This is a genomic window from Candidatus Viadribacter manganicus (assembly GCF_001679665.1).
Classification (GTDB): Bacteria; Pseudomonadota; Alphaproteobacteria; order Caulobacterales; family Aquidulcibacteraceae; genus Vitreimonas; species Vitreimonas manganica.
This window is the reverse complement of record NZ_CP013244.1, coordinates 3651510-3670274: the sequence shown is the minus strand read 5'-3', so window position 1 is coordinate 3670274 and position 18765 is coordinate 3651510. Positions and strand designations below refer to the sequence as shown.

General features: G+C 60.3%; 17 protein-coding genes and 3 tRNA genes. 5 read left to right on the top strand and 15 right to left on the bottom strand.

From position 1 onward, the window contains the following. The first annotated feature begins 43 nt into the window (after positions 1-43). A complete protein-coding gene (locus tag ATE48_RS18860) occupies positions 44-1939 on the top strand; it encodes a TonB-dependent receptor domain-containing protein (RefSeq protein WP_066774274.1) in 1896 nt (631 codons plus the stop codon). A gap of 32 nt (positions 1940-1971) precedes the next feature. Here the strand turns inward: ATE48_RS18860 and ATE48_RS18855 are convergent, their stop codons facing one another. The 3 genes from ATE48_RS18855 to ATE48_RS18845 all read right to left on the bottom strand — a co-directional run bounded on the left by ATE48_RS18855 (position 1972) and on the right by ATE48_RS18845 (position 3211). Continuing rightward, complete coding sequence (locus ATE48_RS18855; RefSeq protein WP_066774272.1) at positions 1972-2775, bottom strand: hypothetical protein; 804 nt, start codon at positions 2773-2775, stop codon at positions 1972-1974. A gap of 175 nt (positions 2776-2950) precedes the next feature. Next, positions 2951-3024 (bottom strand) — tRNA-Gly (locus tag ATE48_RS18850). Positions 3025-3125: 101 nt separating this feature from the next. Continuing rightward, a tRNA-Tyr gene (locus tag ATE48_RS18845) sits at positions 3126-3211 on the bottom strand. Between the two features lie 224 nt (positions 3212-3435). Between ATE48_RS18845 and ATE48_RS18840 the strand changes: the two genes are divergently transcribed. Then, positions 3436-4062, top strand: coding sequence for a TrmH family RNA methyltransferase (locus ATE48_RS18840; RefSeq protein WP_228126712.1), 627 nt, complete (start codon positions 3436-3438; stop codon positions 4060-4062). Here the strand turns inward: ATE48_RS18840 and ATE48_RS18835 are convergent. The 4 genes from ATE48_RS18835 to ATE48_RS18820 form a co-directional block, all read right to left on the bottom strand. After that, positions 4059-4394 (bottom strand): hypothetical protein, encoded by a 336-nt coding sequence (locus ATE48_RS18835; RefSeq protein ID WP_066774268.1) that lies wholly within the window; start codon positions 4392-4394, stop codon positions 4059-4061. The genes ATE48_RS18840 and ATE48_RS18835 overlap by 4 nt on opposite strands. Before the next feature lie 98 nt (positions 4395-4492). Then, positions 4493-4987 (bottom strand): GNAT family N-acetyltransferase, encoded by a 495-nt coding sequence (locus ATE48_RS18830; RefSeq protein WP_066774266.1) that lies wholly within the window; start codon positions 4985-4987, stop codon positions 4493-4495. Further along, entirely contained in the window at positions 4984-6696 is a 1713-nt protein-coding gene (gene metG, locus ATE48_RS18825; protein ID WP_066774263.1) for a methionine--tRNA ligase, read from the bottom strand. The genes ATE48_RS18830 and metG overlap by 4 nt, the downstream gene beginning before the upstream one ends. Before the next feature lie 46 nt (positions 6697-6742). Beyond that, positions 6743-8245, bottom strand: a complete 1503-nt coding sequence (locus tag ATE48_RS18820; protein WP_156767864.1) for an N-acetylmuramidase domain-containing protein — start codon at positions 8243-8245, stop codon at positions 6743-6745. A 161-nt stretch (positions 8246-8406) separates the two neighbouring features. Here ATE48_RS18820 and ATE48_RS18810 point away from each other — a divergent pair. Continuing rightward, positions 8407-8479: transfer RNA gene (locus tag ATE48_RS18810), tRNA-Thr, on the top strand. 192 nt (positions 8480-8671) lie between these two features. Here ATE48_RS18810 and ATE48_RS18805 read toward each other — a convergent pair. The 6 genes from ATE48_RS18805 to ATE48_RS18780 form a co-directional block, all read right to left on the bottom strand. Next, positions 8672-9808 (bottom strand): hypothetical protein, encoded by a 1137-nt coding sequence (locus tag ATE48_RS18805; RefSeq protein ID WP_066774257.1) that lies wholly within the window; start codon positions 9806-9808, stop codon positions 8672-8674. Between the two features lie 109 nt (positions 9809-9917). Further along, complete coding sequence (locus ATE48_RS20530) at positions 9918-10514, bottom strand: surface-adhesin E family protein (RefSeq protein WP_418219396.1); 597 nt, start codon at positions 10512-10514, stop codon at positions 9918-9920. After that, the gene (locus tag ATE48_RS18795; RefSeq protein ID WP_083197472.1) at positions 10502-11704 is read right to left on the bottom strand and encodes a S1C family serine protease; all 1203 of its coding nucleotides are present in this window, start codon (positions 11702-11704) and stop codon (positions 10502-10504) included. The genes ATE48_RS20530 and ATE48_RS18795 overlap by 13 nt, the downstream gene beginning before the upstream one ends. A 117-nt stretch (positions 11705-11821) precedes the next feature. After that, positions 11822-12808, bottom strand: coding sequence for a surface-adhesin E family protein (locus ATE48_RS20525; protein ID WP_418219405.1), 987 nt, complete (start codon positions 12806-12808; stop codon positions 11822-11824). 361 nt (positions 12809-13169) lie between these two features. Then, positions 13170-13787, bottom strand: a complete 618-nt coding sequence (locus ATE48_RS18785; protein ID WP_228126711.1) for a TIR domain-containing protein — start codon at positions 13785-13787, stop codon at positions 13170-13172. Between the two features lie 142 nt (positions 13788-13929). Then, positions 13930-16713, bottom strand: a complete 2784-nt coding sequence (locus tag ATE48_RS18780) for a TIR domain-containing protein (RefSeq protein ID WP_066774250.1) — start codon at positions 16711-16713, stop codon at positions 13930-13932. Positions 16714-17124: 411 nt separating this feature from the next. Here ATE48_RS18780 and ATE48_RS18775 point away from each other — a divergent pair, with 411 nt between their 5' ends. Continuing rightward, on the top strand, positions 17125-17415 hold the full coding sequence (locus ATE48_RS18775) for a type II toxin-antitoxin system ParD family antitoxin (RefSeq protein WP_066774243.1): 291 nt from the start codon (positions 17125-17127) through the stop codon (positions 17413-17415). Continuing rightward, positions 17415-17753, top strand: coding sequence for a type II toxin-antitoxin system RelE/ParE family toxin (locus tag ATE48_RS18770; RefSeq protein WP_066774241.1), 339 nt, complete (start codon positions 17415-17417; stop codon positions 17751-17753). The genes ATE48_RS18775 and ATE48_RS18770 overlap by 1 nt, the downstream gene beginning before the upstream one ends. Positions 17754-17827: 74 nt before the next feature. Here ATE48_RS18770 and ATE48_RS18765 read toward each other — a convergent pair whose 3' ends face one another. Beyond that, positions 17828-18337: a DUF805 domain-containing protein gene (locus ATE48_RS18765; protein WP_228126710.1), complete on the bottom strand. Its 510-nt coding sequence runs from the start codon at positions 18335-18337 to the stop codon at positions 17828-17830. Between the two features lie 171 nt (positions 18338-18508). Further along, a complete protein-coding gene (locus ATE48_RS18760; RefSeq protein WP_066774237.1) occupies positions 18509-18751 on the bottom strand; it encodes a hypothetical protein in 243 nt (80 codons plus the stop codon). Between the last annotated feature and the right edge of the window lie 14 nt (positions 18752-18765).

Here is an 18765-nt window from a genome sequence, read left to right as displayed (position 1 = left end):
GCGCCCACGGGGACGGGGCGTCGCGCAAAATGGGGACGCTCCTATGCGTTATCTCTACAAGCCTGCGCTGTTCGCGGCCGCGTCGTTTCTCGCCCTGCCCGCTTGCGCCGAAGAGGCAGACGATCTCGTCATCACCGCCACGCGACTGCCCAGCCACGCCGAAACGCTGCCCGCGGATGTCAAAGTCATCGACATCGAACAAGCGCAAAGCAGGGGCATCGACACCATCGCCGAGGCGCTGGCGGAGGCGCCGGGTTTAAATGTCAGCCAGAGTGGCGGAGCAGGACAGCAAGCCAGCCTTTTCTCCGGCGGCGCCAATTCGAACCACACACTCGTGCTCTTCGATGGGATGCGGCTCAACGACCCCTCTACTCCCGGCTCATCATTCGACGCCGGCCAGGACACTCTCGGCGCGCTTTTGCGCATCGAAGTCGTCCAAGGGCCGATGAGCGCCGTCTACGGCTCGGATGCGATCGGTGGCGTAGTGAACATCTTGCCGCGACACGGCGGCGCTGACCCACTCAACGGCCAGCTCGATGTTTGGGGGGGCTCGTTCAACACGCTGGCTGCGGCGGCCGGGATCAACGGCACGCTCGGAAGTTTGCGCTACGCGATTACGGGCGAAGGTTACGCCAGCGACGGCTACGACTTGGTGCCAGAGCGAATGGCTACCCGCACTGGCGATGCCGATGGTGCGGAATCCAGCACGTTCACCGGCGTTTTCGACCTCGACGTCACTGACGGATTTGCGCTCGACCTGCTCGTTCGCCATCGCGCGGCACGTGCTGATTTCGACGCATTTGAATACGAAAGCGCGTTTCCATTTCGAGAGTTCCGCACAGACGATCGTGACATCGAAATCTCGCAGAATGATCTGACTGTCGCCCGGTTAGGCGCCACGTGGCGTTTCAGCGACGCACTGTCGCTACGCGGAACGGGCGGGACGTTGGCGCAAGAGCGCGAGGAACGGAACGGCGGCGTGATAACATCCGCCTATGAGGGTGAACGCGGATTTGCTGATCTCACACTCGACTGGGTGACCGAGAATGCCGCGCTCGCCATCGGCATTGAAACTCAAACTGAGAAGGTAAACATCGACCAAGGTTTTACAACGGTCATCGCCGAGCAAGATCACGGCGGCGTCTTCGTCACCGCTCAGGGCGATCTCAACAACCTTACGCTCACAGCAGCAGCGCGCGTCGATGACTTCGACGGTTTTGGCGCAGAGACAACATGGCGCACCGGCGCCTCATTGGATGTGACCGATCAAGTGCGCCTGTACGCTTCGTACGGCACATCATTTCGCGCACCGACGCTCTACGAACGCTTTATCTATTTCGGCGATCCGAACCTCAACCCAGAGCGCGGCGCGGCATGGGAAGTCGGCGGCGATGCGCGCTTTGTCGCGTTCGGTGAAGGCGACGGCATTGTGTTGGGTTTAATCTATCGCAACGCGGAAATTGAGGAGCTGATCGATTTCAATTCGTTCTTCAGCTACGCCAACATCGATCAGGCCAACATCGATAGCGCCGAAGCGCGTGTTGCGTTTCGGCCCGCATCATGGCTCACGGCGCGGCTGTCTTATGTCTACACGGATGCGCAAGACGCCAGTACGGGCACAAGGCTCTTGAGGCGGCCGCAAGACGTTTGGAATGCGTCCCTCGATTTCGAGGAGGGCGCGATCTCTGGCCAAGTGGGCTGGCGCCGCGTGGGCGAGCGCTCCGATCAAATCTATGGTGACAACGGCTTTTACGCCGGTGTGGGGATCACGCCCGCTTACAATGTGTTTCGCGCATCCGCTGCCTGGAACTTCGCCACCGGCGCGCAAATCTATCTCGCTGCCGACAATCTAACCGACGAGGCATACGAGCCGGTCGACGGTTTTGCTGGCGCGCCGCGCAACGTCACTATCGGCATTCGCCTGCGCCCGGGAAACTGATGTGATTGAGGGCGGCGCGGTTTGCGCCGCCCTCAATTGGCGTTCAGATCAAGATCGTCACCAGAAACCTGACGCGAGGCGTCGAGACACAGCGATCGCAAGCTTCCGTTCTCAATCCCACTTGGGACTGCGTTCTGAGCGAACCATTGGCGGCCAAGCGTCACAGTGCCGGTTAGGGGCACGCCAGGCGGCGCCCAGGTCGCATCCACACGTTGGCGAGCAGCTTCCGTTCGCGCCCATGTCGGCCAATTGTCCGCGACGTGCCGAAAAGTCACGCGCATGCTGCCGCATGGGTATTGGCCAAATTGGGTGTCGGTTACTTCGGCAACGCGGCGTTGCGAGTTCGGGCAAAACTGCGGACGCGCGCCGCCGTAGGGCGAACCTCGCAAGAACGCGACGCCTTCGGCTGAGAGATTGTACTCGACAACCCCAGGGCCGATCTCGGGTTGCTCCCGCGGAATTAAGAATCCAAGATCAACGAATTCCTGCATGCGCGATTGGCTGGCTGAAGTGACATCGGCGCCCCAATCACGCGTCATCAAATCATAGCGCGCGTAATAGACATTGCGGCGGTCGCTGGCGTCGAGCCAAAGCCCGGGCCAAGGATAACAGAGCGGCGCTGCCGACACGATGTTCTGGACCGCGGCCAACACCTCCGCTCGATCCACAGTGCTCTCAACACGTTCGATAACGCTCTGTGCGGCGCCACTGCGTATCTCATGCGGCACGCGCATAAATTCATCACGCGTCGGTACATCGCCCATGCCGACGCAAGCGCCGAGCAACAGAGCAAGAGAACCTAGGGCGATCCCGCGGATCGCGATTGACATCGACATCGGCGCCTCCCCGTCAAGGCTAACGCTCGGCGCTAGTATTAGCCGCTCACGCGCGGACGCAAACCCACGCGCCCCTGAGGCTTTCGCTTTCCCGGAGAAAAGCGCAGTGGAGGGGGCGCGGGAGGCGTCGGCGTCTATCTTCTCGGCGCCTGCCTCTTGGTCTCTCGGGGCGAATTGGAGCGGGTAGAGGGAATCGAACCCTCGTCTTCAGCTTGGAAGGCTGCGGCTCTACCATTGAGCTATACCCGCAACCGCTCAGTTCATTTGCCTAGCGTGAGCCATCCTGGGCTCACGCACTCCTACGCCAAGGCTTCGGAGGACATCCTTCCCTCGCTCACGCGAGCAAAGGATGGTGGAAGGGGCTGGATTCGAACCAGCGTACGCTCGCGCGGGCAGATTTACAGTCTGCTGCCATTAACCACTCGGCCACCCTTCCGGCCATGCTTCCGCGAAGGCCAAAGCACCTGTAAGCCAGGGCCCTGATTTCACGGAGCGCGTCCTATACCTAAGCCCCCTCCCCCACTCAAGTCGGACCGTGCGCGACCGATAAACCCGCTTCCTCGCCGTGAGTTCGAGGCTGAGGCGGGCGGGCCGTCCTGGATTTGGGGCGTGCATGCTTCGCTTGCCGCACTCGCTAACTCGGCTCGGCGAATCGAACGCGTGGTCGCGACCCGCAACGCCGCATCACGCCTGCCCGACGGCATCGAGCCGCAAATTCTCGAACCGGACGCGATCGACGGGATGCTGCCGCCCGGCGCGGTGCACCAAGGTTTGGCCGTGCGCGCCTTTCCGATTGAGCCACAGGAATTGGACGCGATCTGCACGCCGCCAGACGGGCGCAGCGTGCTGGTTCTCGATGGCGTGACGGATCCGCAGAACGTTGGCGCCGCGTTCCGCTCAGCCGTCGCGTTCGGCGCACGCGCGGTGATCCTCCAAGATCGGAAGTCACCGCCGCTGACAGGCGTGCTGGCGAAAGCCGCCGCCGGCGCGATTGAAACCGTGCCGCATGCGCGTGTCGTGAACCTCGGTCGCGCGATCGAGTCGCTGCGCTCGCACGGCTACGTCACCATCGCGCTCGAAGGTGAAGCTGAACTGGAACTCGCCGACGCGCTTGAAGACAAGCGTCCCGCCGTGATTGTCGTTGGCGCCGAGGGAAAAGGACTACGACCCGCAGTAGCCGACGCCTGCGAAAAGCGCGCACGCATCCCCATAGCACCCGCACTCGAGAGTTTGAACGTCTCAGTGGCCGCCGCGATTGCGCTCTACGAGGCTCAGCGTTCGCGCTAGTGCGCGGCGCTTGATTTTCTGAACAGCAGGCTCTTCAGCAGGAAGAAGATGCCGATGATGATGAGATAGCCGAGGAAGAGCACGAGGACTTGAGTCCAAAACGCTTCTTCCATGAGTGGCGGCAAGGTCACTTCGCCGCCGCCGCCGGCCAACACCGGCGCCAGACGCTCAATGGCGATGTGAATGATAGTCGCCACCAGGCCGACCGGGATCCATTGGCGCCACGAGCCCATGAACAAGACTGCGGCGAGCGCAATCAGGAGACCCTTCGGGTTGTTGATGTTCGCGAAACCTTCGCGAAGGTAGGCCACTGCCTGATCGACGTATTCCATTCGCCCCTCCGCGATGTCCCGATTACCGTGTCCCGACGGTTCCCGGCCGCAATTGTTAGGCGCCCAGGGAGGTTCCGTCTAGCGCTTTGGAGTCACTCTCATGCCGGCAATTCGAGGCTCATGAGCACGTCATCGACGTAAGCGCCGTCAATCTGAATACCGCCGGGAATGTGCCCGGTCTGACGGAAGCCCATACGTTCGTAGAGTCCGCGCGCGTGCGGGTTCACACCGTTGACCCAGAGCGCGATGCGGCGCGCCCCTTTGCTCTGTGCGCTTTCGATTGCCGCGCGGATGAGTTTTCCACTCGCGCCTTTACCGCGCGCGTCCGGGTGAACATAGACGGCGTGAATCCAAAACGTGTGCGCGAGCGAGGGATAAGGCAGCGCATCAATAGTGAGTTTGCCAACCAAGCGATCGCCGTCGAACGCGCCCCATCCCTCACCGCGCGCGAGCATCTGCGTGACGTCATCGTCGGGACGCGCCGCATCGGTAGCCGCGACATCGACAAAACCGTTCGGCGATTCAACTATCCCGAAACGGTGGAGCTCTCTGTAGGCGGTGAGATCGCCCACCTGGAGTTGGCGGATGATCACGCGCCGCCACCACCGAAGCGCTCGGCAAGCTCAGCGACGTGCTCGTCCTCGATCTTCTTGAAGAGCACGTCTGGCGGCGAGAACTTCAGTCCGCGCGGCAGAGCGTCCCACACACTGCGATCCTCGGGCTTCGGCCACATGCGGTTCTTCACCGGCACGCCGATCGCGTCCAGCACGACCTTCGCAGCATCGGGAATGAAGGGCTGCGCGAGAATTGCGAACAACGCGCAAGCATTCAGCCCAGTGCGCACGCTGACAGCTGCCGCATCGCGATCGGTCTTCAAGGCGGTCCATGGCGCTGCGACTTGGAGATACTCGTTACCGGCGACCCAAATCGCACGGAGCTCCGCCGCAGCTTTGCGATACTCCATCTGATCGTGGAACTGCGTCAGCGCCGCCAAGCGCTCGGCAAATTCGTTCGCGAGCTTTTCTTCGTAGGGGCCGGGCGCCCCGCCATCGGGCACTTCGCTATCGAACTTCGAAGCCGCAAATCGCGTGATGCGATTGATGAAGTTGCCAAACACGTTGGCAAGGTCGGCATTGATGGTTTGCTGGAATTGCTCAAGCGTGAACGCCGCATCAGAGCTTTCCGGCGCGTTGGCCATCAAATACCAGCGCCAATAGTCGCTCGGCAAAATCGCGAGCGCTTGGTCCATGAATATCCCGCGCTTTTCACTGGTGCTAAATTTGCCGCCATACCAAGTGACCCAGTTGAAGGCTTTCAAGCGATCAACAAGCTTCCACGGCTCCTGACTTCCCATGATCGTCACGGGGAAGCTTACGGTGTGGAAAGCGACGTTATCCTTGCCCATCACTTGAATGTAGGTGACGTCATCGGCGCCCTTATCGGTGCGCCACCAGCGCTCCCAATTGCCGCCAGTGGCGTCGGCCCACTCGACGCTCGCTCCGATGTACTCGATCGGCGCATCGAACCAGACGTAGAACACCTTGTTCTCGAAGCCCGGACGCGGCTTAGCGTCCTGGGTGACTTTAATCCCCCAAGAGAGGTCGCGGGTGATCGAGCGATCGATCAGCCCTTCATCGAGCCATTTGTAGGCAATCGAACGAGCAAGCGTCGGCCATTCGGTGGACTTGTCGACCCATGCACGGATCTCATCCTGCATCTTCGGCTGTTTGAGAAAGAGGTGTGCGGTGTCGCGTGGCTCGACATTCGTCGAACCAGAAATCTTGGAACGCGGATTGATGAGATCGACTGGGTCCAGCAGCGTGCCGCAATTGTCGCACTGATCGCCGCGCGCACGTTCAAAGCCGCAATGCGGGCACGTGCCTTCAACATAGCGATCCGGCAAAAAGCGCTTGTCATCGATTGAATAGATTTGCTTCGAAACGCGCTCTTCGATCAGCCCGTTCTTTTCGAGCACTTCGCAGAAATGCTGCGTGAGCTTGTGGTTCGGCGCATTGGAAGAGCGGCCGAAATGGTCGAACGACAGCTTGAAGCCGTCGCACGCGTCTTTCTGGATTTTGTATTGCTCGGCGCAATACGCCGCGACGTCCTGCCCGGCTTCGGCCGCAGCTAGTTCGGCCGGCGTGCCATGCTCATCAGTCGCGCAAATGAAGAGAACTTCGTGCCCCTGCAGACGGCGAAAGCGCGCGTGAATATCCGCAGGCAGCATCGAGCCCGCCAGATTGCCGAGATGCTTGATGCCGTTGATGTAGGGGAGTGCGGACGTGATCAGGTAGCGGGCCATTATGGCCCGCTACCTAAGACGCTTCCTTGGCGCCAGCAAGGCGCGCTTAGGCTACACCCTTCAGACGATTGTAGGCGTCGCGCATAAGTCCGCCATAGCGCTCGACTTGGCCCGAGCCGTTGTAACCTCGCGCGAAACCTTCCCAGTCCTTGCGAACCAGTTCGTCGGCCAAGTTGTTGGCGCGCACGAACGCGGTGAAGGCTTTCAGCTGCTGGGCCTGCGTTTTGGCCATGTCGGTTACGAACGACTTGGGATCGGCAAAACCGCACGCGGCGTGGTTGAAACCCATGATCTGGAAGAGACCATAGCTGGCCGACGCCACCGCATTTTGCGGATCAAGCGCGTAGGCAGCTTTCAGCTGGTTCCAGCGATCGTCCTGCGAGCGCGGATACTTCGAGGCATCCCAAGTTGGATACGAAATCGTCGGGTGGCTCGCGTCGTACATGCGATTGGTGCGGCGCGAGAAAATGTGCGGCTCGAACAGAATGATCGGGCGCCCGTCGGCGCCGTAAGCGCCCAAACGGCCGCTTTCGACTTCCACCACGGCCTGCACGGCTTCCACCTCGCAACCGAGCGCGGCGGCTGCGGCCTCGTAGTCAGCGCGCGTGAGGGCAGCGTTGTTCTGAGCCTTCAGCGATGTGATGTAGCCATCGTCGCTCGTGGGCGGCAGCGCGGCGTAAGCGGCGGCGAGCGCGGCAGCGTAACTCGCTGCGTTTGGTCCGCCCTCGTATTCACCGGCGAATGTCGCCCAATCACGGCGTTGCAGCTCGTCGGCGAGCCCTGCGCGGCTGACATAAGCTTCGAACGCAGCGAGCTGGCGCGCTTCCGACTTGGACATGTCATCGACGAACGCAAACACGCTCGCATAGCCAGCCGTCGCGAAATAGCGGCCCGGAAGCTGGAAAACGCCCCAGCTCGTGGCGCCAAGCGCAGCGGCAGGATCAAGCGCATACGCCTCAGCCACCTTGGCCCAACGCGCGGCTTGATTGCCCCCGACTGGCGCGCGGCTGGAACTGCTTGAGACGCCTGGATTGGAGGCGTCGAAACGATGACCCGTCAGCTCGCTAAACGCGAACGGCTCATAGGAAATCAGGATCTTTCCGCCTGAAAAGCCCGGGCCTGCACTTTCGACGCGCAGGATCGCTTTCACGACGTTCGCATCCGCGCCAAAGCGCTGTGCGAGGCCGCCGATCTCAGCATCAGAAACGCGCGCTGCATCTTGAGCGCGCAACGCATCAAGCGTGAAGCCTGCTGGTGGACCTGTGACAGGCGGCGGCTCCGGAGGCGGAGGTGGCGGCGCCGGAGGTGGCTCTGGTGGCGGTGCGGGCGGAGCGACTGGCGGCGGCGCCGGTGGCGTCACCGGCGGCGGCGCTGGCGGCGTGACAGGTGGTGGTGGAGCCACCGGCGGGGGCGCGGGCGGCGTCACTGGAGGCGGCGCTGGCGGCGTGCGCGGCGGTGAACGCGGCGGAGGTGGTGGCGGCGGAGATGTGGGACGCGTGCTGCCGCGAGTGCCGAAAACGGCGCGGAAAACTGAGTCCCAGAAGCTCATGCTCATCCCCGATTTTTACAGCCCAACACCACGCCGTTTTCGGCGTCGCCCCGCTTAGGCAGCCGCCCGCATTAGCCATTTCTATGGCGAGGGGCAAACCACAACTCGGCGAAAGGCCGCTTTCGCAACCGCTCACAAAGTGGCAGAAGCCCGCTCCGCAAGCCGCGTTAGCTCAGCTGGTAGAGCACCTGATTTGTAATCAGGGGGTCAGGGGTTCGAGTCCCTTACGCGGCACCGTTGTTTTTATGAAGCTTTATTCGTTTTCACCCACCCGCCTTGGTTTGGCATCACTGTGGCGGGGTACAATACGGGTACAGTCGCGAGCGAAACAACCGTCAACGCCACGGCCCCGACGCACGGCAGGTTTCGCGCGAGGCAACGCGGTTGACTCTGACACCAAGGCCGCGTGACGCCGCTAAATAGCCGTCATCGCTCTCGCCGCGGCCATTCAAATTGCGACGTGTCAAAATTCATCCGTTGAGCGCCGGCTTGAAAAAAATTCGCCTCGACAATCACGCGAGAGGAACGCCTAAGATTGGCGATGAACCGGGCATCGTTTTGAATGAATATTGCATCTGACGAATTGTCAGATGGCTCGAGCGCTGAATAGGCCGACGCTTCACCCTCATCAAAGCGCACTCGCACGGTGCAAGCGCGGTATGACGTACACAAGAACTGGCCGCCACGCTCCAGGCGCACAATGACGTCTTGGCCCCAACGGGGATGCTGACGCACACACAATGTCACCCTTTGGGCTGGATATGGAAATTCAAGCTGAATGATATTGGTGGACATCGTACACGCGTGCGAAATGCGCTGATCTGACATTTCGTCAACATCGGAGGTGTAAACCCAGGGCGACGGAGGCGGCGGAGGTGGAGTTCCCTCGCTCGCAATGAGCACGAAGGACGGCCTATCCGGACCCTGGCAGAGACGAAGACCGGCACGAGAGAGTTGGTCGACCGCGTCCTCTGTCGAACCCTCACGGCGTAGCGTCGCAAGACTTGGACGTTCAGCACTGATCGCGTTCGCGGTCACGCCAAACTCGCGATCGTCGGAGGATGTTGCCACGACTTCGCCCGCGCCATAGCCCGTTGAGTTGATGCACCGCAGTGTCAGCGGCGACACGCTATAAGCCCATGGATAAAAATCCGCGCGTTGCGGGACAAGCGCCTGTGTCGTAGGCGCTTGCGCCACCACGCTTTCGCCTCGGCCAGCACGAGCCGCTTGCCCGTGAGGCGTTTGCGAGGCCGCAATGACGGGAATGATGATCGCCAAAACAAGCGTCCCCACGCCCGAATACATCAGCCCGGCCGAACGTATCTTGCCGACACGCATCCACGATTGGGGTCGATGGAAAAGAAAAAGACCCAAACTCAGTGAAGCGACCGCAAAGACAATGACCGAACGCAGCCAAGGCGCGCCCAAGAGCACTGCAACGACTGACGCTGCAATGATCAACAGAAGTGGTGAGAACACCCATGCCGCAATTTCGATATTCCGGCGATCGGGACCGGCATCTTTCTGTGGCTGACCTTCAGGCTCAGGCTGCTCTTGGCTCATGCGTCCTCCCCTTGCACTCAACCTCGTGCGCGCAAACCCATCGCGAGCTCTGCCCAGCACTTCGGTGGATTTCGGTGGGCCAGTCTCATGTGTGCCAGAGAGGTGCCGATCAGCGTCTCCTGGCGAACAAATTATCCGCCGCTCGCACAACGTTCATCCCCTCAGGCACTCGCGACGCAAGAGACTCATTAACGCCCCAACCCGCAAAATCTGAACAAGCATGTTCCATCACACCATCCAACGCAGACCCTGGGATGACGAACTCAAAATCAGTAGAGCCCACATCGTTGAGCACTTGCCCGCCGACGTCGTAGAAGTTGCCTGCCAAGGTACGATGCGTTTGCGCGCGACAATTAAACTCGTGGAGCGCAACAGCATACTTCACGCTCGCTTGCGGCGTTGCGTAAACCATTGTGACCCAACCACGAACGTTGTCGTGTGATGACCAGACGATGTCCGTTTGGTCTGCGAAGAATGCCGCGGTGTCTGTGAGCGCTAGTAGCCACGGCCCTGCGCTTGCAGGTGTCACTGTGCGAGGCGTCGGTCGTGGCGTTGACTGCCTAGGCGTGGATGATGCCTGTGGTTGGGGGGCAGGAATTGGGGCCGCTCGAACCGTCTCCGCAGGCGGCTGTTCTGGATCAATGGCAAGCGCCGGCGACGTTGCCACGGCACACACGCAAAACACCGCCAAGATCAGCCGGTACATCTTTCCATCTCCCAAGTTGTGTTGCTTGAAAGGTTCTCGATCTTCAGACGATCACCCGACAATGAGTATCGGTATGTCGACGGGTGCTCTTCTTCCGGAAATACAGTTTGAGTCGTCACAGCGCCGTCCACTGCCGAGATAAACCGTTCAAACTGCGCGCGTTCGCCTGCCGCCCCCCAAACTGCAGATCCGCTTAAATCGAGCGAAATGCGCTCCGAGCAGCGTTGATCAGGTAGACGCCAAGTCCCGCCCATCGCCAGAAACATCGTCACAGCGTCATGGGCAATGCTGCGGCGCGCGAGCCAAGCTTGATTCAGGGTGGCACCGCATGTCTCAGGGATTCCTGCGAGCAGTGGCTCCAAAGATTGCAAACTTCGACTCTCAATTGCCGCAGTGAGCGGCGCGCCGTCATATTCACAAGATTGCGCATTCACAGAGCCGGCCTGGGCCGAACAAACCACGTCTGACACAGCGGGCTGCACACCATACGACTCAAGAAATGAAGCAATCTCCGTCACAGCCGACGCGACGAAAGCGTTCGACGTTTCGCCGGGATCGGCTCTCAGAGTATTGATCCCAACGATTTCACCACACGCGTTGAACAGTGGGCCGCCCGAGTTTCCTGGGTTCACCGTCGCTGTATGCAAGATCAATTCTATCGGTCCGAAAGCTCCGACTGGTCCCAAATCGACGGCTGTAACTTGCCCACTCGTCGCGGACACGGACTCCCTAACTCGCCCAAATATCTCATCAGCCGCTGCGGGAAATCCCAGGGCAGTCACACTTTCGAGTTGGCGCGGCGGTGATAGCGCTAACGTCGCCGGCGTCGATGTGATCCCCCGAACGTAGAGCAGCGCCAAGTCCAACCTCGCATCGACCGCAATGACCGCGTTCATTGAGCGAGGAAAGCCCGCAGAGTTGTCCAAGACAAAAACTGCGCCGTCGTCGCTATCGAAGAACGGCGCGACGACATGATAATTTGTCAGAACCATATTCGGCGCAACCGCAACGCCTGATCCCGATGACACGCCGGCCCGGCGCCCTGCTCCATTGGTGACAACTACTCGCAAAGTCGAGGCTGCCGCGGCTGGAAGAGAGAACGCTCGCTCTTGCTGGGTGCCTGAACTGTTCTGCGCCACGGGCGAGCACGACGCAGCAAAAAACAGGAGAAGAACAACAATAAATCGCATCAGAGCCCCCTCATCGCATGCCGAGACTAGTCTCGCGAAAAGCCCAACGCCAGGAAAGAGTGGACGCAAGACTTGTGAGGGGGATCGCCAGACGTTCGCGGCCGTAGAACCTGACGTCTATTGCAGAATTCTGCCGCCCACGTAACACGGGGCAAGTCCGCAGGATTCCAAAATCACTCTGACTTGGTATGCGCCGCTCACCGACGGCGTATATCGCACACGGGGGAAGTCTGCGTTGCGCGCATCGCGGGCGACGACATGGCGTGTGGCATCAAGAACCTCTAATATCAAACCCTTGCAATCATCGTCGCAAGCACCAATGGCGTAGTAGGTAACTCCTTGTTGCATGGAGACGTCGATCGTAACTTCACCCCCAGGCTGCAACGCCGCAACATGGTCCTGTCCTCCCGGAGCGACGGTGCGCCCACGAGGGAGTTGATTGTTTGTTATATCAAGATATCCGCTCACCCTCGCCGTTAGCTCCCTATGTAGTGCAGAGCCGATGCGCGACGCTTGTGGTGCGTTGCCTTGCTGGAGTGTCGTTGGCGATTGCTGAAACAGATAAGTGTCAGACCAGCTGACCAAGTCACTAACACCTTGAAGGCGCGCTGCGGCCAAGCGCGTAGGCCATTCACGAAAGTCCGAACATCCGGCTTCTGTGAGGTGGTAGAAGATCGTCCCCGGCACTGGCACCGAAAAGCCCTCCGTACCATTCTCACTGACCAGACTCTCACCCATTGCCGAATACGTGCTGATTTGTGCCAAACGAGCCGATCGCCCGCGACATTCGAATTCCATAAGCACTTGGGAGTAGCGGTCACCCGCACTGGCGATGTCGCGGTTCACCCACACCGTCCACATCCTGGTAAGTTCGCGGTCCCGACGAACCGTCGTTTGATCTGCAAAAACCGCAATCGCGTCATTGCCCGTGACTTGCCAGTATCCGTCAACCGGCGGCGTAACTATCTCTTCGCGAGTCACCGGCCTCTCGGCCGGCTGACGCCTCGTTGCAGCCGGTTCAGCAGTTGCCCTGACGCGCTCTTCAGCCTGTTCGCTCCGTGCAGCAGTCGGATCGATCGCATATGACACCGGCACGACCCACATAGTCGCGAGAAGACAAGCTACCGCCGCCATTGTCATCGTAGGCCGCATTTCCCCGCCTCCTGACGCCGTGCAATTGACGAGCATCTATCTCCCTGTCCGCGCAACCTAGCAACGATGCAAGCGACTTGCGGTGTGCGAAAGATCACAATTCGCTGGCTGCTGCGGAAAAGCTTTGTGGAGCCTATACAACCTACGAAGTGGCGCATGGAAAAACGCGCTTGAACGCCGTGATTCAGCCACCGCCTACCCGTCCGCAATATTTCACGATCGACTTGCTCACTCCATTCCCGCCGCTCGCCCTGCTGCATCCGCCAAGGACCTGACCTCGCCGCAAATGATCACTGTCTTTCTAGTGCCGCTCTTAACTCGCGGAGATATCCGGAAGTGCAGCCCGATAAGGAAGTTTCTTATTTATTGCGCTCAGCAAAGGGGGACCGCGAAAACGGAGATTGGGATCCGCCTCTTGAAGACGCATGCCCCACTTGGGCCGGCCGCCTACAAGCTTGATCACGCGCGGGACAATCTCCGTGACTACGGGCTGACATACATCATGCTGTAATCCCAACCCGGCGATTTCGGTTACAATGGCAGCGCGTCGCTGTTGATTATCAAAGTCCAAAAACAAGATTGGAACTGCGTACCCGATTGCGGCGACGCGGAGCTCCCACATCACCCATTCGGAACGGGTTATCCCCGGTCTGCTGGCGACAATCACAATGTCCGCCGTGAATATCCTCGCCGCCACCTCGGCTTGAACATTGAGGTCGGGCACATCACCACCACGAGGCCCAGCAATCTGCTGCCGCTCGTTCAGAGAGACATCATCGATGCAGTGACCTTGGCTGCGAAGCTTAGCTAGAACCTGCTCGTATAGCTCGCGGTCTTGCCCCCAGCGATGGCTCATGAATATGCGAATGTAACGCTCTTCTGACCCTGGCTTCCAATACGCGAATTGCGGGTCCACGCCTTTGTCCGCCATCACCACCTCCATTAACCCTTTTTTGAAGTGGTCGCGCCGCGTAGGCACTCGGTCAAGAAAAAACGCTGAGCGGCAAGTTAGCCCAAGACCAGCCGCTCGGTTGCGATGCAGCGAAGCGGCGCGAGTTCGCCGAAGGCGGACATTAGTGCACGGCAGAACAGGGATTGCGCGCCTCGTTTTGTAGGATGGGAAAACGCTGCAAATCCTCCACCGTGTACTCAGTCATGCCAAGAGCGCGCAAAGTGGCGCAGGCCATACGGACCCGCGTCGGCGCATCCTCCCACACGATTGGATGAAGAGCGAAAGACAGAGCGGCCCCATTCGACATTCCCGCCATTAGGCGATCCCCCGAGATTGCGAGGGAGACCGGCCTCGGCGGATATATGCCGGCTGGCGGCAGCCCAAACACTTGAAGTCGACGACCGCTCGCCAAATCCCACAACACGATTTTCCAGGTGCGGCCTTCAGTAGGTGTCCATGAGTCCCAAGAATGGTCTGCCGTCGCGGCCAATCGTCCGTCCCTTGAGAGCGCGACCGCACCTATTTCCGCACCGGGTGCAAGAAGGTGCAGCCGATTGCGTGAGCGAAGATCCCACAGTTGAGCGCCGGCGTCCGTGCCAGCGAGCAGAAGATTACGCTCAGGCTGGAACGCCATCGAACGCACGTAGGTTTCGCTGTTGAGCAATTGTTCTAGCCGGCCTGTGACCGGACGCCACGATCGCACAAACTGCGAGCCGATGAGAACATCATCTCCCGCGAATGCGAGCGTAGTGACCTGGTCTGGGACTTGTACGGAATTCAGTTGCCGTCCGTCTGCGGCGTCCCTCAGAACGATCGTGCGCTCCCCGGATAACGTCACTATCCTGCGACCGTCAGCGGAAAAGGCAGCGAGGGTCGTTCCTTCGAGGGCATAGGCAAGCGCGCCGGTTTCGGCGTTTTGCACCCTGGAGCCCTCAGCGCTTCTAACCCACAAGCGAGCGCCATCGCCGGAGAAAACAGCGCTTCCATAATTGCGGCCGTTATCACTGCTCCAACCGTAGTCAATGCGTCGTGCGCGCGGATCAATAACGTCGGGCGCTCTGGGCTCAAGGTTCAACAGAAGCAAACCTTGACTTCCATGCGCGAGCGCATGGCGTCCATTGTGAGACACCACGAGTGGCCAGGCGCTTACGGCGGCGACGCTGAACTCTTCACTCGCACCCGACTGGGGCGTCCACAGCGCGACCCTGCCGCTGCTAAAAAGGCCGAGCAAAACACGCCCGTCGCCTAAAAAGTGCGCGTCTTCGACTTCCGCGGTGAAGGTGCGCGGCGTAGAATTGCGGTCCCCTAGAAACACTCTTCTTCGTTCAATGCTGGCGACAAGCACTCGCTCGCCACCAGAAGACAGCGCCAAGGCATTGGTGGAGTAAGTCGCTATCGTGTCTGTGATCTGGCCCGTATCGACATTTCGTAGAGTCGCTTCTTGCGGTGTCGACATCAAAATCTGGCTGCCGTCGCCGGAGAGTTCGCCTCCGGTCCAAACTGCACCGGGAAAGGATCTCACCAACACCGAGGTTTGAATATCCCAGACCTCCATCGAGTCATCGCCAAATGTGAGAGCGCGGCGGCCGTCGGCAGAAACAGTCACTGAATGGGTATAGGTGGTCGACAACACGCCGAGTTGTCGCCGCGCCTCGACGTCCCACAAACGCACGCCCGTCCGCGACGCGACCAAAATGCGCCAGCCCGGCCCCGGCACGGTGGCGACATCGAAAGCCTCTCCCAAAGCGAGGCGGCCCAGTTCGCGGCCCTCGATCGTGAAAATACGCGCTTCGTCACTGGCGCTGTCGCCGTTGCCCTCCGGGTAGGTGAGAATTTTTGTATCATCTGGCGAGAACACTGCCTCGATGCCGTCGCCTTGCGAATAGTCCGGAAAGAGCCGCACGAAGCGATTCTGGGTCATGGCCAGCGCCAGCGCCGAGCTGGCCGCCGGATAGCCGGCGCCGGAAAAATCGAGCGTCGCGATCTGGTTGCGCGCGCCAGCGGGATCCCCGCCCAACGCCATCAACATGGCTTCGGCATATTTTGCTTGGCCCATGCGTGCTTCAGCTTCGCCGGCGAACACAGCGGCGCGGTTCCGGCCGGCTTCACGCGAAGCGGTCACCGCCATTGCGGACAGGCCGACCGCGAGAACGATCAGCGCAAAGGCGACGCCGCCGCCGATCAGCGTCGCTATCCGCGCGGTCTTCAGGGCGCGCTCACGTTCGGCAATGTTGGCGGCAGTCTCGGCCTTGCGACGCGTCTCAGCTTCTTGCGATGCGACAATATACTCACGCACGAGCGGCGACACCGTTGCGTTTTTTGGAGCGCTTGCAAGCCAAGCTTCCGCTTCCTCAAGTGCGCTCGCACGCAGCAAGTGATCTTCAGGCCGCCGTGCGGCGCCAGTTTGCGCGCGCCATTCGTCGGCGCGCTCAGCATAGGCCGTTTGACGGCGCAACCAGCCAAGATTGACGCGCAGCGCGCGATCGAGTTTTTGGACGCCGTCATAAAAGCCCGAACCCGGCACGTTCGGGTGCCTAAAGAAATGGATGTAGTTGAGTTCGCCCAATTGCGGCGGCGGCGCGACCCCAGCGGGATCGTGCGGCACGACGGGGATGATGCGCTTGCCGAGCAGCGCGGCCTCTTCCACTTCCCAGGCGCAGATGGGAGAGCCGGCCGATTTCTCCGACAGCACGAACACGACGGTGTCACACGAGGCGATTAGCGTACCGAGGCGATCTTTCCATTTCTCGGCGGCGTCGATGTCATGGCGATCGACGAGGGCCTCGAAGCCCTTGTCTTCCAGCGCGAGCACGAGTTGGTCGGCGAAATCGAGGTCGGTGCGCGAATATGATACGAACACCTTGAGGCGTTCGCTCGGGTTCGTGGCGGCTTCGGTCTCGACCATGGCGTCCCCCCGGACGCCCCAAGCCTACCATCCCGCTTCATCGTGTCGAGTGACAGCAATGGGCCATCGTAGGCCGTAGCGACGATTTCCGCGACCGACCAACTCGCTCAATTCCTGCCGGCTGCGCCCTGCTCGCGTGGACGGCTCACATTCGCCGAAATGCGTCACTCGTGGATTCAAAACGCCAAGTCGGCGTTCGTCACACTTTCTCTGTCACCTTCGGGGTCGAGACATGGCGCGCCTTGGACGGAACTTGGGCTTGGGCAGGAGTCGGAAGCGCGTCTGACACGAGGCGAAGTCGACGCCGACATCCAGTAACGCGCCAGAACGACCGCAAGGACATGCAATTCCGTTCACCCCGGATATTGACTAATTCACCCTATGGCATATTATGCCATCGGAGATTCTACCATGTCCACGCGCAACGTCGTACTCACAGAACGCCAGGACGAACTCATTGATACTCTGGTTGAGACTGGGCGGTATCAAAACGCAAGTGAAGTGATGCGCGAAGGGCTGCGCCTCATAGAACAGCGCGAAGCCGAAGACGCCGCGAAATTGGCTGCGCTGCGCGAGGCGGCGCGCATCGGTATGGCTGATTTTGACGCTGGCCGTTTCGCCACCTTCTCGGACTCCAGTGAAATGCGCAAACACTTGCGTTCGCGTGCCGCAAAGGTCATCGCCAAGACCAAGCGTGGCTAATGCGCGGAAAACGAATCGTCTCCTTGGCAGCGGCCGCACAAGCCGATCTCGACAATATTGCAGCCTGGACCACCGACAATTTTGGCCCCTCTCAGGCCGAGAGCTATATTGAGGCGATCGTTGATACGATTGATGAACTGACGGCGCAGAACTCCCCTTCGAGAAGTCTTGCGCGCGATGAGGTCGCAAAGGGCATGCGAACCCTGCATATGCGCAAGCGCGGCCGCCGCGGACGCCATTTCCTTCTGTACTCGGAGACCGAGGAAGAGGTGAAGATTCAGCGCGTCCTCCATGACGGTATGGAGCTTTCGCGCCACCTACCACGCGAAGATGTTTGATCGGGCAACAACGCTCCAATCGAGCCGTTGACGCCCTGCCCGTCAATCCGGCGCGCTCTCGCCGAGAGCGGCCATTAGGCCAACGCGGGAGGTGGACCAAAGCGGTTGGCTTCCGCTTTGCCCTTACGGGCGATCACAAAGATTGCAAACAGCATCCAAAGGCCGTTTCCGATCATCACAATCGGAAACAAGCCTGCCATGTCCAATCCGACCGAGTGCGCGGCGCGCGCCAGCGCATAGCCGAACACGCCGGACCCAAAATCCATCAGAGCGAACATCGGCGCTGCGAGAATAGCGAAGAGGACCAGTGGGATGAACGCGGACCATCCGAGGTCATGTACCCTTTGCGCGAAAAGTGCCGACAAGGGGATGAATCCAGCGCCGATCAGAATGAAGCCTATCGCGTTGATCGTCTCGAAGCTCGTCGAACTCGACAGCATTAGCGGCCCGAGCACGAGCATCCCAACTGCTCCGCTGATAAAGCACAGCGCGACGTAGCCGCCGAAAAACGTGCGCCGCCCGATCCGGCCTTTCCATGAAAAGAAATGCCGCCAGCCGGGAAGCCAAGCCCCAAATCCGTTCAAGTTCACCCCCGAGGTCGCACTGCTCTGGCTGACCTAAATCTAATCAGGCTCTAGCGCACGTCCGCTTCCACTGCCCGCTCACCCAACAAATTACTCGAATGACCGCCGCGCTCAATTCGTGCCGTAGATTACATTCGACACGCTACGGCGTGATGTCGCCGACAACGGACGTTAGGCGGGCCGACCAAATCGCTGGTAATGATCGTCCAACTCCGCCTCAAGGTCGGCGTGCTCCGCAAATACTGCCGGGAGCAAACCTTGAGTCACCAGCATCGACGCTTCGGCGATTCTATCCCGCCATGCCTCGTATTCCGGCTCTGGACAGGTCGCCTTGAGCAATGGAACGAGGTTGTTGATTTCGGCTGCGCTGCGGAGCGCGGCCACAGCGATGGCCTTTGCCGTTGCTCGATCCATGGTCCTGTCCTGAA